General features: G+C 41.2%; 16 protein-coding genes. 10 read left to right on the top strand and 6 right to left on the bottom strand.

Annotated features, from left to right (window positions below; translation table 11 throughout):
• Positions 1-214: 214 nt before the first annotated feature.
• The 4 genes from B9G53_RS17125 to B9G53_RS17110 all read right to left on the bottom strand — a co-directional run bounded on the left by B9G53_RS17125 (position 215) and on the right by B9G53_RS17110 (position 2,734).
• A complete protein-coding gene (locus tag B9G53_RS17125; protein ID WP_176453256.1) occupies positions 215-421 on the bottom strand; it encodes a chlorophyll a/b-binding protein in 207 nt (68 codons plus the stop codon).
• Positions 422-665: 244 nt separating this feature from the next.
• Positions 666-1,124: a BON domain-containing protein gene (locus B9G53_RS17120; RefSeq protein WP_094534432.1), complete on the bottom strand. Its 459-nt coding sequence runs from the start codon at positions 1,122-1,124 to the stop codon at positions 666-668.
• 264 nt (positions 1,125-1,388) lie between these two features.
• A complete protein-coding gene (locus B9G53_RS17115; protein ID WP_094534430.1) occupies positions 1,389-1,991 on the bottom strand; it encodes a general stress protein in 603 nt (200 codons plus the stop codon).
• Between the two features lie 35 nt (positions 1,992-2,026).
• On the bottom strand, positions 2,027-2,734 hold the full coding sequence (locus B9G53_RS17110) for a manganese catalase family protein (RefSeq protein WP_094534428.1): 708 nt from the start codon (positions 2,732-2,734) through the stop codon (positions 2,027-2,029).
• Positions 2,735-3,509: 775 nt separating this feature from the next.
• On the opposite strand from B9G53_RS17110, the gene B9G53_RS17105 reads away from it, so the two are divergent.
• From B9G53_RS17105 to B9G53_RS17080, 7 genes are all read left to right on the top strand, one after another.
• Entirely contained in the window at positions 3,510-4,082 is a 573-nt protein-coding gene (locus B9G53_RS17105; RefSeq protein WP_094534426.1) for a hypothetical protein, read from the top strand.
• A gap of 202 nt (positions 4,083-4,284) precedes the next feature.
• A complete protein-coding gene (locus B9G53_RS17100) occupies positions 4,285-4,530 on the top strand; it encodes a GlsB/YeaQ/YmgE family stress response membrane protein (protein WP_094534424.1) in 246 nt (81 codons plus the stop codon).
• A 105-nt stretch (positions 4,531-4,635) separates the two neighbouring features.
• Positions 4,636-5,148: a hypothetical protein gene (locus B9G53_RS17095; RefSeq protein ID WP_094534422.1), complete on the top strand. Its 513-nt coding sequence runs from the start codon at positions 4,636-4,638 to the stop codon at positions 5,146-5,148.
• Between the two features lie 195 nt (positions 5,149-5,343).
• Complete coding sequence (locus tag B9G53_RS17090) at positions 5,344-6,381, top strand: hemerythrin domain-containing protein (RefSeq protein WP_094534420.1); 1,038 nt, start codon at positions 5,344-5,346, stop codon at positions 6,379-6,381.
• Between the two features lie 98 nt (positions 6,382-6,479).
• Entirely contained in the window at positions 6,480-6,662 is a 183-nt protein-coding gene (locus B9G53_RS26880) for a hypothetical protein (protein ID WP_141211808.1), read from the top strand.
• Between the two features lie 243 nt (positions 6,663-6,905).
• Complete coding sequence (locus tag B9G53_RS17085; protein WP_094534418.1) at positions 6,906-7,808, top strand: diguanylate cyclase; 903 nt, start codon at positions 6,906-6,908, stop codon at positions 7,806-7,808.
• A gap of 365 nt (positions 7,809-8,173) precedes the next feature.
• Positions 8,174-10,492: an NACHT domain-containing NTPase gene (locus B9G53_RS17080; RefSeq protein WP_094534416.1), complete on the top strand. Its 2,319-nt coding sequence runs from the start codon at positions 8,174-8,176 to the stop codon at positions 10,490-10,492.
• 4 nt (positions 10,493-10,496) lie between these two features.
• Here the strand turns inward: B9G53_RS17080 and B9G53_RS17075 are convergent, their stop codons facing one another.
• Positions 10,497-10,808, bottom strand: coding sequence for a hypothetical protein (locus B9G53_RS17075; protein ID WP_094534414.1), 312 nt, complete (start codon positions 10,806-10,808; stop codon positions 10,497-10,499).
• A gap of 619 nt (positions 10,809-11,427) precedes the next feature.
• Between B9G53_RS17075 and B9G53_RS17070 the strand changes: the two genes are divergently transcribed.
• The 3 genes from B9G53_RS17070 (at position 11,428) to B9G53_RS17060 (ending at position 13,241) form a co-directional block, all read left to right on the top strand.
• Positions 11,428-11,904 carry a hypothetical protein gene (locus tag B9G53_RS17070; RefSeq protein WP_094534412.1) on the top strand — a complete coding sequence of 159 codons (477 nt, stop codon included), beginning with the start codon at positions 11,428-11,430 and terminating at the stop codon, positions 11,902-11,904.
• Between the two features lie 118 nt (positions 11,905-12,022).
• The gene (locus tag B9G53_RS17065) at positions 12,023-12,535 is read left to right on the top strand and encodes a hypothetical protein (protein ID WP_094534410.1); all 513 of its coding nucleotides are present in this window, start codon (positions 12,023-12,025) and stop codon (positions 12,533-12,535) included.
• A 112-nt stretch (positions 12,536-12,647) separates the two neighbouring features.
• Entirely contained in the window at positions 12,648-13,241 is a 594-nt protein-coding gene (locus B9G53_RS17060; protein ID WP_176453255.1) for an ATP-binding protein, read from the top strand.
• 139 nt (positions 13,242-13,380) lie between these two features.
• Here the strand turns inward: B9G53_RS17060 and B9G53_RS17055 are convergent, their stop codons facing one another.
• Complete coding sequence (locus tag B9G53_RS17055) at positions 13,381-15,273, bottom strand: iron uptake porin (protein ID WP_254923699.1); 1,893 nt, start codon at positions 15,271-15,273, stop codon at positions 13,381-13,383.
• Positions 15,274-15,339 lie beyond the last annotated feature (66 nt).

Genomic DNA, 15,339 nt, shown 5'->3' with positions numbered 1-15,339 from the left:
TCTATCTACAGTACGGGCTTGGTGTCCCTAGGGGCAGAACGAGTTTATCTCTGCTTTTGCTTTTTCGGATTGTAGTAAAGATTTTATCCTTTACTTTTCTTCCTAGATACAAGGGGCAAACTCTCACAACCTTCCAAATCTTACAACTCATCTAAGATCTTCTATATGCCATTTCGTGAGTTGGTATAACGGAATAAATTACAGAGAATCAAGTTTATGAAACTGGAACTATACCTGAAGCAAGGATTCCCCAAAAATGGAGAACTCCTTGATGCGTAAATAATTCGATCGCGATCGCTGACACAAAGCCAAGCATAGCAAGGCGACCATTCCAGAGTTCGGCTTGAGGTGTGAATCCTGAAATCCAAGCATTGCGTAGCATGACTTTTGCAGTTTCAGCCTGCGGTGTATTAGTTTGCATAGTTACTCTCTGATAATTTATCAATCTGTTTAGTCTTGTGACTTCTCATAGAGTCACATACCGATGATGGAGTTCATGTTGCAGAATGATGCAGAACGTTTACTTTGCATGATTAACGCTTAAATGTTAACTAAAAAGATAAGATGTGGCGCAATGTGTCCATCTTAAGTAAATACGCTCTTAGAACATCAAACCCCAAAGGGAAGAGGTGCAAAGCACCCCTATTCCCTTTGGGGTTTAGGAGCTAATTAGCAACTACTGCTTTAATAGTGACAGTCTTAACACCTTTGATTTCCATTGCCAGACTTTTGACTTTAGTAAGATCATTTAGCAAAGGAACGGTTCCTGAAACTACGACATTTGCATCCTTAGATTCTACAGTTAAATTCCCTTTGGGTATATTAGCCTCCAATTTGCTCCGAACTTCGCTAGCCAGATCGCTATCTGGTCGGACTGTTGAGTCACCCATTGCGTCATTGCGTTGCTCACGGGCGCGAATATCAGCTTCCAATTGTCTCTTGCGAGTTTCATCTTGAGCATCATCCATAGCCGCTTGAGTGTTTTGCGGTGAGGCAGTAGGGCTACTAGTGCTATAGGTTGCGCTAGGTGCAGGAGCTTCAGAGGTAGTTCGAGCATCGGTGCAAGCTACTACTGTAACTAAGAGAAAATTAGTTAGTAGCAAGGAAGCAATTTTTGTATTCATGATAGAAATTCCTTGATTTATTACAGTCTGTTTAGGTGTTACTCCCTTCCCAGCGAAGGATTAGACGTTGCGGCGCGAAGCGCCGCAACGCTAATTCTTGGTTTTTGATGTCTATTTCTTTAGTGGGAAGGGAGTATGTAGTCCAGAGAAATTTTAAAAAAGCTTGCTTAGTAAGCTTTTTTAAAATTTCTCTATTTTTTTAAGTTAGGAACTGATGTAGCATCAGTTAGGAAATGGCATTGCCATTTCCTAACTTGGTATTACTTATCTCAAAGAGACTTCGCCTGTTCTATTAGAAGCATTATCAGAATTGTAAATACCCCATTCATGGATATCGTAACGTTGGAAAATTGCTTCAGCTTGGCGAATATCTTGATCGGAACCATCAACCATCACCAAGTAATCTCCTTGCTCCACGCGATCGCTATAGACTTTGGCACGCTCTTTGGGAATACCTAAACCAACCAATCCGCCTACGAGACTACCTGCGGCTGCGCCGATCGCACCACCAGTTAGCGTAGTCGCCAAAGCTGTAGCCGCAGCACCAGCCAACATCACGGGACCAACGCCAGGAATGGCGACAAGTCCCAAACCTACAAGCAAGCCAGTTAGTCCTCCAACTGCACCACCAGAGGCAGCACCTGTGGCAGCACCTTCACCGACCTTGTTATCACGATCACGATCTTTGAGATCATTGAGGTGTTCGCCCTGTTGAGCGCCAGCCATATCCGAACTGCGATTGACATTATTGCCAATGATCGAGATTTGATCCATATTGAATCCGCTATCTCTCAATTCACCCAATGCTGACTCAGCTTCTTTGTGACTCGAAAATGTACCTGTAGCGCGCTTAGTTTGTCCGATCATGATCTTCTACTCCGTTAATAAATTGATGGTTTAGCTTATTTAGAAGCTGGTTTAGATGAATGATTGAGTGGGTCTGCAATGTACTCAAAGTCTGGCTCTGAATTCCAAGATCCCCTTTCGTCTTTACCGCTACCGTCAGTGGATAGGTTGTAGTAAAGCTTCACGGTTTCGTCAGGTTGAATATTCCCGAAGAAAGGATCAGTTAACTTGTCGAGAGAATCCAAAGCTTTCATGAACATCTGCGTATGAGAAATCTCTCTAGTCAGCAGGTGATGTAATGTTTTTAAAGTGCCATCATCTGTTGCGAGTTTAATCAAAGCTTCATAGGTTTGACGAGCGCCAGCCTCTGCGGCAATGTTGGCTCTGAGGTCACGCACTACATCACCACCTTCATTGAGGTAGTTAGCTGACCAAGCACTACCTTGACTATCAAGAAAGTGTGGTCCCATGCCTTTTACAGCAAACAGAGTACTTTTGTAGGCTTCAGTTTGATCAACATCTTTAGTATGGATTTCAATCAGCTTGCCTACCATTTCTAAATGTCCAAACTCTTCAATAGCGATGTCTTGCAACATATCTTTGATGCCTGGAAGCTCAATATGAAATGACTGTACCCAATATTGTAAAGCTGCGGAAAGCTCTCCTGTTGCTCCACCAAATTGTTCTAGTAAGAGTTGAGCAAAACGAGGATCAGCCTTATCAACTTGTACAGTATGAATGGGATCTTTCTTGTGGAAAAACATAATTTGACACTCAATTATTTTGTGTAATTTATGTAGATGCAAGTTTTACTGAATAAGTAAGATTAATCAAATATAAAACTACAAAACCTATACCTACAAAGGGCAGTGCAGATTTTGGAGCGATTTTTAATTATGCTCAGACACTTAAATTAATTAGCTGGACACGATTAAAAACTAGAGTCAAAACCTATGGCAAACGATGCACGTATGCCATAGACACTTTGGTTTTATTTTGGGTTTTATATTTAATTATGCCTAGCTACTTATTCAAAATTGATTCTATAAATGAATAGACTATCAATCAGTAATTTACTCACTAAAACTAGCTTCGCACTTGAATGTCATAAATCATGTATAGGCAAATATAAAAAACTGAATGAATTGTATGAAATGGGTTAAAAGTATTTAAATTGTTACAATAAATACCTTTATATAGCAACGCAAGAGATAGCTAGGACAAATCAAAACCAAAAGGATGAGTAGCGGCGTGAAGCGCCGCTACTCATCCTTTTGGTTTTATGTTCTAAACAAAACTTACATTACTATATAGCTATTGCCAAGTGTCTCAGGACATAAAACTTGTATCGTTTAATGAACAGACAGCACAAGTTTTGGATCGGTCAATTTTTAAGAATTTGGAGATTTTATAGTAAAGATTTATTTGTTTCTAGGTCAATTCACTCAATTCATACATTGCTTAAACATGAGATCAAACAATCGACTGTTAAGTTGAATATTGATTCGTGAACTACACACAAAATCTTAGGTGAAACAAATGACTCATATCTTAGACAATGGTAATGCTAATACATTTAATACTCCAGTGACTGCGTTACTAAATGGTGTCAAGAAAGGACTTCTTTTCGCTTTTGGTTTCGCGCTAGTTATGATGTTGCAAGTGACCTTCTTTAGCTCTGGTGCGATCGCTTCTCCGTTAGCAAGCTTTGGCAGTCAAGTTGACAAAATGACCCAAGGCGTGAAGACAGACATGGCGATCGACAAAGCCGCAGGTATCACTAAGGAAATCGGTCGCGATCTCCGCGATGGCAGAACTGACAAGGTGATTGACAAACTTGCTGATACCTCTAAGGACTTCGCCAAGGAAGCTGGAAACCGCACCAAAGAATTAGCCAAAAATGTCAAGGAAGGTACTAAGGACAATCTTGATAAAGCTAAGGATATGGCAAAGGATGCCAAAGGCAAAATTGGTGAAGGTGTAGAGAAGACTAAGCAAATGGCAGGCGATCGCGCTGATGAAGTTAAGGAAAACACCAAAGATCTTCCTGACAAAGCCGAGAACAAGGTTGAAGGAGTTATTGATTCTGTCAAAAACTTCTTAGGTCAATAGATTCAGTAATTGTAGGTTTTAATTTGCGATCGCTAATTTATCTATCGCAAATTAAAACCCTAAAACCTTTACTGTGGTTGTTTTTTATTTTGGGAATGCGTATACATTCATTCCCAAAATAAAAAACAAGGATAGGTTGTGTGAGTCTCTACCAATCCTCTTCATTCACAAATACTTGAAATGGACAAAAGGAGAAAATCTGATGGAATTTATTTGGTTTATTTTGATCGGACTAGTGGCCGGAGCCTTAGCTGGACAGATTGTTCGAGGTGGTGGCTTCGGTGTGCTGGGCGATATTATTGTTGGTATTGTCGGCGCATTGTTAGGCGGTTTCCTATTTAACACCTTCGGTGTCTCTACGGGTGGCGGCTTGGTCGGTAGCTTGATCGTGGCAACCATTGGCGCAGTGGTTTTACTATATGGAATCCGCTTGGTCAAAGCTTCTTAGAAGCTATTGCAGAATTACAGAAATCTTCCAACAAAAAGCAATGAAGCGTCGTGCAGAGCAAGGTACTTCATTGCTTCAAAATCATTACATTAAGGACAAGAAAAAATGACTAATAGAACTGTCAACAGAAACGTAAATCCTGAAGACCAATCTGATGCGAATCTCGATCCACTTTCTGGAGAAGTGGGAGCGCATCCCTTGGGAACAGGTGTGGGAGCCGCTGGTGCTGGCACTGTAGCCACAGTCATCGGTGGTGCAGTTGGTGGGCCAGTTGGGGCTGTAGTTGGGGCTGTCATCGGCTCAGTCGTTGGTGGTTTAGCTGGTAAGGATGTAGCTGAGCAAGTTAATCCTACCTTTGAAGACACTAATTGGCAGGAGACTTATACTTCTAGCACCTATGTTAATTCAGACAAAACCTACGAAGACTATCAACCAGCCTATCGTACTGGCTATGAAGGGTACGATCGCTATGGTCATAGTGGTCGGACTTACAGCGAAGTTGAAACAGACTTGCAGCGTGATTATCAAGCCAATCAAACTGGAAGTTTACCTTGGGAACAAGCTAAACACGCAGTAAAAGATGCATGGGATCGCGCTTCTACCGCAATTCGACGTTAAACTAGTTATAAAACCAAAAAGAGAGTTGCAGCGCGAAGCGCTGCAACTCTCTTTTTGGTTTTATGTTCTATTACACTTTGTTTCGTAGTAAAGCAAGTTCATCATGTCACTCAGGTAGTTGGACATACCAGTGTCATGATTTTTACTATAGAGAAGTAATTGTCTCTTAAAGCTACACATCAGGAGCAATTGTCAATGTCAGTAACACTTGAAGATAACAAACGGACTGCGATCGCAGTCAAATTGGCAGACATGAAGGCAACTCAAAACTTGCTGATTGCCAATGAAAAGAGTTTAATTGCTGCTTGTCCAGATCGAGAGATCACCAATCGCTTAGAAGGCTTTCTTCGAGATGATCAGAAGAACTTGGGCATTATCGATACTGTAATTGTGCAGTATGGGATTAAAGCTGAACCAAAATCGACAATGCATGAAGAGTTTGAAGAAGTCAGTAAAATGATGCAAGACTCAGATCTCTCCTTGTTTGATAAGGTTGCTAAGCATGAACTTCTCAAACACACTCAAGCTATGGCAGGAGTTCTCGTTCACAAGGCTGGTCAAGTGGTAGGAGCCGATATTGCTGTGGCGATCGCCCCTCTCAATGCCGTCAACTTTGAAAATCGTGGACATGAGGAGCAACTCAAAGGGATCATGGAATCTCTAAGTACGATGGAACTCACAGGCAAGCCTTCGGACAGTGGACTGTGGTCAAGGGTACAGGACACGATCGCGGCCTTAAGTGGTATTGCTGGCAGCATCATCAGTCGTAACGACCATGAGATCACGATCTGCGATCTGATTCGCCTTGATCATACTAAGGTCTTTGCTCTGCTTTCTCAGATTAAAACTACTGATAATCCTGAAAAGCTAGAGGAGTATTTTGGGCAGGTCTATCAAGACTTGAGCGCTCATGCTGCTGCCGAGGAGGAGGTCATCTATCCGATTGTGCGTCCTTACTACAACGATATTCAGAGTCTGTATGACGAGCAAGCCAAAATGAAGCAAACTCTGGAACAGATTAAAACCATGAACTGTGAAGATACGGTGGCTTTTAAGGCTGCGGTAGAGCTTTTGGCAGCAGATGTAACTGCCCATATCAAAGAAGAGGAAGATGAAATGTTCCCTCGCATTAATGGTAGTTTTGGCGATGAACAACAGAAACAACTCGCGACCGACTTTAAGACTGCCAAGAGCAAGATTCAAGATCAGCGCTTAGTATCTGCTTCTCGCTAGATTAGCTTTTAAGATCTAGAAGGATGATAAGCGCTTTGCGCTTATCATCCTTCTAGATCTAAGAAAATCTCTTCTTACTATCATTAGGAGCGAAAATCATGATTTATTCTGACCGACCTTGGGAGACTTCTGTAGAGCGGGAAGTTATTAATATTGGAGAATTCAACGATCGCGTCCATTGGGGTGCTTTCTTAGGATTATCAGCTTCAACATTTTGTGTGAATGGCGATGCTCATGCTATACATACGCGCCACGTAAATTTTATGGGACTGACACAGTAGCGATGATTAAACCCTTGGCAAGGGCTTAACTTGGGCATTAATATACTTGAATTTTCCCCCCCCTCAGTCCCCCCTTGGGAAGGGGGGGAAGTCTAAGTTCTCCCCCTTCCCAAGGGGGAGTTAGAGGGGGGTTTAGAGATTTAGTGCGTCAAGTATATTAAGGGCTTAACTTGCACTGTGCAATGACTTTCTCAGGATACATTCTCGTAGAATGAACTCTAATCAAATATTATGTAGATATCTATGTATAACCTAGAATACAATTCTGAGCCATTATCTATGTTGCCACGCGCCTATAAAAATGACATGAGCCGATTCTCTAAAAATGAAACAATGCCGACAATTCAAGCTTTTCGAGGTGAATCAAGCATTCTAGAAAATATCAAATTGCGACAAGCAGGAAAAGGATATACCTCTATTTCTAAGTCTCAGGCTGAGCCGTCATTTGACAAGGCTGAAGATGAATGTGCGGTCTTTGAAGGCAAACCAGAGCGTTTGGATGAATGTCATAAGCAACTAGAACTACATGTCAAAGAAGTTGCTGAGTTAGAACTGAAGATTACTGAACATATACAGATTGAGCAGGATCTCAGACAGTCAGAATCAGAATTAATTAAGACAAATCAGGAATTGGAATATCTGGTTCTTGTTGATGCTTTGACTCAAGTTGGCAATCGTCGTTGCTTTGATCAGGTACTTCGTTGTGAGTGGCAACGATCGCTACGGGAGCAGCAGCCATTGTCTTTAATCATGTTGGATATTGATTATTTCAAAAGCTACAACGATCTATACGGACATCCCGCAGGAGATCATTGTTTGACTACGCTAGCACAGACTGTAAAACAGACCTTGCAAAGACCAACAGATTTGATTGCCCGTTATGGTGGTGAAGAATTTGCAGTTATTCTTCCCAATACTAATACTGAAGGTGCGATCGCAGTTGCGAAGTTGATTCAACAGACAATTGTTGATCTGTCTACTCCCCATGCAAATTCTGATGTCAGTAATATTGTTACCACTAGCTTAGGAATTTCCACACTAGTTCCTTCAGAAAGTCAAGAACCTTGCTTTTTGGTTTCTCAAACCGATCAGGCTCTCTATAAAGCCAAACAACAGGGGCGCAATCGCTATGCTCTTTATATTTAATTAATCTTTTTCTCCTATAGTCTACGCACAAGTAATATCTTTTCTTCTCCACAAAAGCGGATCGACAAGCAATCCATTTTTGTGAGGTTTAGCGCTGAATTGGTATTTATCGAATGATTTAGAAGCTTTTGAAGGATTGAATTTAAACAAAATAATCGATAGATAATCAGGTTTAAGTACCTATTTATTACAGATTTAACTTGAACGCAATATGGACAGATAGTTATGATTTAGTGACTATTCAGATTTCCATGTTTATATTTAAGTTGTGATGAAGTTATACAAAGTTTTAATTTATATATCTAACTTTTTAACTGATATTTGTATAACTAATAATTACCTGACATATTTGAGCTTAATGACCTATGGCAAAACGATCCCTACAAGCATCACCATCAGGAGTCAAAAAAGCGAAACAGCATTTTGCTGCTAAAGGCTGGACTCAAGAGTATTTAGCTAATGAAGTAGGTATCAAAACACGCCAACCGATCTGGCGTTTTTTTGCTGGACAAGCGATCGAACGTTATACATTTTTTGAGATTTGTACAAGATTAGATTTGGATTGGCGAGAAATTGCCCTAAATCCACCCCTAGAATATACCCGCACTGATGATTTGAGTGCAGAAGAGCATGAACTCAGTAATCTGGATGAGCTAGTCCACATGGTGCGATCGCGCCGACATGAGAAAGTTAGGCATCAATGCGGCATCCTGCAACTACTCGATATCAGTCGTCCTGTATCCCTTGAGCAAGTCTATATTGACGTAAATATCCTCGAACAAATTGCCAGTCAGCAATGGCTAGATGTGTCTGATCTTGGCAACCTTCACCCTGAAGATGTTGATCGCTTTGGTTTAGGTAAAATTAAGGAAAGCCAAATTCCGGGGATGCAAGCAGTCGAAAAATATCACAAGCTCAGAGTATTAGGTAAACCGGGTTGTGGCAAATCAACATTTCTCAAATACCTATCCAATCAATGCAACTTTGGTAAGTTTGCCGCAGAACAAGTGCCGATCTTTATTACATTGCGTGATTTTGCCGACAGTTTACGAGAAGACAAGCCCGCTAATTTATTGGAATATATCCATCAAGAATTTCTTACCTCTGGTATTTCGCAATTGTCAACCATCAAGAAACTCTTACAAGCAGGCAGAGTCTTGCTCTTAGTTGATGGGATGGATGAAGTATCTAACGAAGAAGGGATAATCATTTTAAATGAAATGCGCCGATTTTTTGATAAATATTATAAAAATCAGTTTATTGCTTCCTGTCGTGTCGCTTCCCACAAATTAGCATTAAAAGGATTTACGGATGTAGAAATTGCGCCTTTTACTGAAGAACAAATCATTATTTTTGTCCGCAAATGGTTTGTTGAACTGAGTGGAGCCAGTGCCACCAACGCCTTAGTAGCAGCCTCTCAGTTTATGGAAAAGTTGGAATTACCTGAAAACTGGCGATTTCGGCGATTGGTTACCACACCACTGTTTTTGCATCTTGCTTGTTCGATCTACCACCGAGAAAAGAAGTTTCCCAATAAACAAGCAGAATTTTATAAACAAGGTATGGATCTGCTCCTCGGCAAATGGGATGAATCGAAAGGGATTGAACGGGATCAAATCTATCGCGGCATTTTGTTGCCCCAAAAATTAAAGCTCTTGAGTCAAGTTGCCTTGGCAACCTTTGAACAAAAACAATACTTCTTTACCCAAAATGTGATCGAGCATCATATCGGTGACTATATGCAAACTCTCAAAGAGACAAGCATTGATCCCGAAGAAATTCATCATGTCAGCACATCAGTGCTAAAGGCGATCGAGTCTCAGCATGGGATTTTAGCCGAGCGAGCGCATGGGATCTTCTCTTTCTCTTATCTAGCCCTACAGGAATATTTTACCGCCCGCAAAATTGTTGCTAGTCACAATCTTCAAGCCTTGGGATCATCGCTCAGTGGACTGGTAGACCATATTACCGATCCTTACTGGCGAGAAATCTTTTTGTTAACCTCCAGTATGCTCCGCAGTGCTGATAGCTTGATGCAATTGATGAAGTTGCAAATTGATGCTCTTGTCTCCCAAGATCCCTATTTACAAGAGTTTTTAGCTTGGGCAAGCAAAAAATCAGAAGCCAATCCTTCTGAAACTAGACCTGCTGTAGGACGAGCCTTTTATCTCGCTTTGACCCGCGCACCGCATCTCGTACCCCATTTTGCCTTAGCTTGTAGCTTAGACCAAGGTGCATTGGTGGATGCAGCACTCGATGACTTATTGCAAGAGTCCTTAATCAAGCAAAATAAAGACTTCTTCTATGTCCATGCCTTGGCTGATTCTCTGAGTAATATTTTAGGAATTGTTGTGGATTTAGGATTCCGTAAAGCTTTGCAAAAACTTAGTGATCAATTACCAAATAGTGATCATACGAAGTCAAGCTTTGATCACTGGTGTCAAAATAACTATGCCGCTTGGGCGAAACAGTTGCAGCTAGAGATCTCCACCCATCGCGATATCAGCAACCAATGGGAATTTGACTCCGATCAACAACATGTACTCCAAAGCTACTATACTGCCAACCAATTGCTACTTGATTGCCTCAACAGCAATAGCGAAGTCACAACCAGCGTCAGAGAAGAGATAGAATCAACCTTACTATTGCCTCAAGAAGAACTCGAAAAGCGCGAATGGGCTTAAACCTCTATACTTCAGTAAGTACACAATCGGCACGGGTCTTATCGTTAATATAATTTTCGGCTAGATAACAAATTATGCTGTACTGTACCTCTTCAGCTAGAGATTCTAAATACTCTCTAGACCTACCTCTCTGCCACTGCAACGAAAGGGTATTGAAAGACTCGGCTACAAGGTGAGGATTCTCTCTCTTAAACGCTTGATAGTTGTGCTTAAAACTTAGCGCCTGATAAACTTTTTCATGACCAAACTCATTGCACAAAATATCAATCAGCAAGCAGTTACTCCATCTAAATCCCATGTCATTATTATTCCCCATCTAACAATATCCTCGCAGTCTTTAATAACTTAGGTACTAATTAATTTATAAATAAACGTGAAATACTAAAAGTTATCTTTTTTGCTACTCAAAACCAGTGTGATTTGCTTTCACAAAAGCCATGAAGGCAATAATTTAAAAAATCATAAAAAGTAAAAGATACTACTTCTATCCATAAAAGCAGTTGCTCGGCAGTCTGTCTGTGCTTTATATCACACAAGTCTATACTGAATAATCTAGCTCCTATCAAAGGGAAGGTACAGCGTAAATTGCCACATCCCCCTTTTGGATGATAATCCTTTGCCAATTATTGACATCAATAAAGCCCCAAAAGTTGAGGCGATCGCCTCAGCTTTTGGGGCTTTATTCTTTAATTGCGCGTAGCTACCGATGACAGTGGTTATATAGCAATCCTAAATGGGTTGTGAGAGTGCGTCCCTTCGGGGCGCACTCTCACAACCCTCCAAATCTTACAAATGATTTAGGATCGCTATATAGTTTCTCAAACAAGCTTCTAAAATTAAGTTTTGTAATGAAGTCAAACAACTTCGCGATCGCACATATCAACTCAATCGTTGCATTGAGAAAGTCGTTATAGCAACCTTTAGGAGAGAACTAAATGACTATATCAACGCTTACTATACCTGATGAAATCAACGAGTCGCGTGGTCATACAGTCGATACTGAAGGCTTGCTAAATAACTATGCGATCGAGCCAGAAATGTATGAAGAAGATGGCAACTCTCTCTCTAAAATGACTGAAAGAGTGACTGTGGTTGATATTTTTGATTCTGAAGAAGAAGCCCACAGTGCTGTATTGGAAATGGAACAAAAAGGTTTGCGATCGACGAATATTTCGATTGTTGCTAAAGACTATCAAGGAACTGGCAACATGCTCACTTGGAAAACCATTACTGAAGAAGGTGGACTAGCCGTGTTTTTAATCAAATTGGGAATTAGCGATTATGCAGTTTCAAAATTTGTAGAAGCCAGTGAAAATGGCAAATTTTTGGTGATCGAGATTGGTGGCGATCGCGAAGCTAGTCAAGTACAGCATGTTCTAGAAAAAGCTGGGCATTCTCTCCAAAAAAGTTAAAACAGAATAGAAGGTACTTTGCGCCACGAGCCTGTTAGTGGTGCGCGGCATTGCCGTGCATCACTAATTATTAATGAGAAGGGAATATCTTAGTCTTAAGATTTGAGGAGAGAATGTGATGATGACACGAACCGAATACAAACCGATTAATTCTGAGCATACTAGCCGTGTGGAAATAGATTGTTTGTACACGGAAACTATTGCCAACTGGCTCATTAACTATGCGATCGCGCCAGAGATACAGACCGAAAGTGGCGAAACCTCTTCTCAACCAGTAAGTTCTCCATCAATGGATATATTTACTATAATCGATACATTTCCTTCCAGACTCGAAACTAGCAATGCTATATTGGAACTAAAGCGGCAAGGCTTGAGTTCCTCTCAGATTGTAGTTATCACTAAGAATTATCAAGAGAAAGACTATTCCATCAATTGGGAATATATTGCTACAGATGGTAGTTTACTCGCAGTTTTAATCGGATTGGGGATCGATATGCCTGATGCATCACGATTTGAATATGCCGTCAGCAGTGGCAGGTTTTTAGTAGCTGCCATTGTTAGCGATCGCTCCGCTAGTGAAGCTCAATATCTTCTAGAAAATATTGGACGCAAAGTGATTGCTGTTTATTAAGTGATGTGGGCGGCGCGAAACTCCGCCCACATCACTTATAGCCCTACCTCATTTTGATGGAGTTAACATGGTTTCAGGCGCACCTAAGACACAAGCAAAAGATAGAATGGGAATGAGTGTATCTTTATCAGAATCAGATCAGTCACTGAGTAATTGCCAAAACTCGATCAGTCCCGCAAACTTGGTAGAAAGATCATTTCAGCAAACGCTGCACAAAGATTGGATAAATACCTCATCCAGTTCCTTTCTACTAGATGAGGTCATTGCTGAAGCTCTTTTGATGATTGCTAAAATTGCAACTCCGAAGGGAGTACAGATTGTTTTTGAGCAAAATCTTGATGCGATCGTCTATGCCGATCAAGATATGGTTTATGCAATGGCTCATAATCTGGTGGCGAATGCAATCAGTTTTTCCTACAAGTATGAAACCGTCAAAATTGCCTCTAAGGTTACCCCCAACATGGTGGTAGTATCTATCTCTAGCTCAGGAGTAGGCATTAGCAAAGAGAAGCTCCATCAGCTTTTTAAAATTGAGGCTAAACCGATCACCTTGTTTACAATCGACGAGATGATAGCAGGAATTGAATTGTTACTATGTCATCGCTTTGCAGAAAAAAATCGCGGTGAATTATTGGTGACATCTGGAGATGATCAAGGCATCATGTTTACTTTTACTTTGCCAAGAGTATCCTACAGCAATTACTGATCAAGCGAACCACAAGAAAAAAATTTGAAAGCGTTGCAAAGCAACGCTTTCAAATTTTTTTCTTGGTTTGGGTTTGAGCGCAAAGCGCTGTAATACAAAACCTGTGGCACACGCGCAGCGTATGCCACAGGTTTTGATGTTAGAAACTAAACTGAGTGCGTAGATTACCTACAAATACAGTTGGGTTAGTTGAGAAACTATTGGGATTGAAAATTGCATAGAACGCAGGGACAATCGCAATATTTTTGCTAATTGGATAATAGTAAGAAAGCTCTAAATCGTATTGAGTAGCGCCATCTCCACCACCAGATAGCAAGAAATTACGTCCACTGCTGTAGCTATGAGGCACAACAAAAGAAAGCACTGCCAGCGCACTTTCCTTAAATAGATCTGGGAAAGCTAAACCAAATTGGAATGCATTAACATTAACGCTACCGCCTTGTACCGCAGGATTGATCGGCGAAATATTGGTACTACCATAGGAGTAGCGACCAAAGACACCAAAGCCTTTAGTAACCAACCAATCAAAGTTCAAGACAAATGAATCTGCGGTAGCATTATTAATCGCACCACCTTGACCGTCATCAGCAAACCCATAGGGTAAAGGCTCAGCCGTTGCACCATTGATAAAACCACCATTGGTTTTGATATTCGAGTGGGTGTATAAAAGGCGAATGTTAGCATCACGGCTTGGTGAATAAACTAACTCAGCACTTATAGTATTGGTTCCACCAAATAGCCCTTGGTTGGGATTACTAGAAGTATTGAAATTAGGAACAGCAGGATTGAGGAACTCTGTGTTTTCTCCAAGATAGGCTGCTGTAAATCTAAACTGTGGATTGATTGTCCAAGTTACGACTGCACCCGAACCGCGATCGACGGAGTTCGAGAGGGTACTTCCATTGGAGTTAAAACTAGTTGCCCCTGTCAAGAAGTTAGTAAAACGGTTACCATCAAAATAGCGATAGAAATTTAAACGAGGACCGATCGCGACATTGACGTTACTGGAAACTGGGAAACTATAAAACAACTCACGGATATTAAATACATTGGCACTCGGTACACCTGTCTGATCAAGAAATGGCGTTCCCCAAGAGTTGGTATAGCCAGCAGATACAAAATTATTGGCTGGAGAGTTGCCATTCCCAGTTACCAGTTGGGTAACCAAGGCATCTTTACCTGTGAAAGATGTTGTCAGATTTAAGAACAGATAGTAGCCAAATGTAAGGTTAGGATTACTTCTATTAACTGTAGTTGGCACACCACCAACGCGAGAAGGTGCGGCAAAAGCACTGCCAGGAGCCGCAAGACTACGCTCAGCTCTGACAGGTGCAGATGCAGTCGCTCCAGTGAGGTTAAAGAAAGCAAGCCCGCTGAGCTTAGTTGTGGTTGAGAACTGTTGTGCTTCGAGTTTAGCCGTCTTGGCATCAAGTGCATCTACGCGACCACGTAGAGTCGCCAATTCGGCAGCAAATTCTTCTTGAAGCTTCTGTAAAGTAGCAAGATCTTCCTTAGAAACCTTATCGGCTAGTCCTGCGGAAATGATTTCATTGATTTTATCCAAACATGCATTTAGCCCAGCCGCAAACTCGTATCTTGCTAGAGCTTTACCACCTCGAAAAGTGCTGTCTGGATAACCTGCAATACATCCATAACGCTCTACTAAAGATTGCAGCGCTGTAAAAGCCCAATCAGTTGGACGCACATCAGACAACTGCGAAACAGATGTTACTTGAGAAACATCTGTAGTTTCCGCTAGTTTATCCACTTCTAAATTACTGACTGGTGAACCCGTGGACAAACTGGGTTGAAGACTGACAGCATTCTCTTGGCGATCGATTAAGTTGCTAATCGATGTGGTATTCTCTGGTGAGATATTTACTGGTAAATTAGCTGTCGATAAATTGGCTGATGAATCCTTAGGTAAATCATCTAAAGTTTGCGGTGCAGCCTTAACGGGAGCATCGTACAAACTAGATAGCGCGACAAACATCGCTAGACATGAAAGCGAACTATTGAAAGCCTTTGACATAACTCCTCAAACCAATTACATGAGCGACGAAACGGAAAATCGCAGTAATTTGGATACTGTATACAG

Origin of the sequence: Pseudanabaena sp. SR411, from assembly GCF_002251945.1 — a bacterium.
Classification (GTDB): Bacteria; Cyanobacteriota; Cyanobacteriia; order Pseudanabaenales; family Pseudanabaenaceae; genus Pseudanabaena.
The sequence above is the reverse complement of the archived record's forward strand: the minus strand, read 5'-3'. Positions and strand labels throughout refer to the sequence as shown.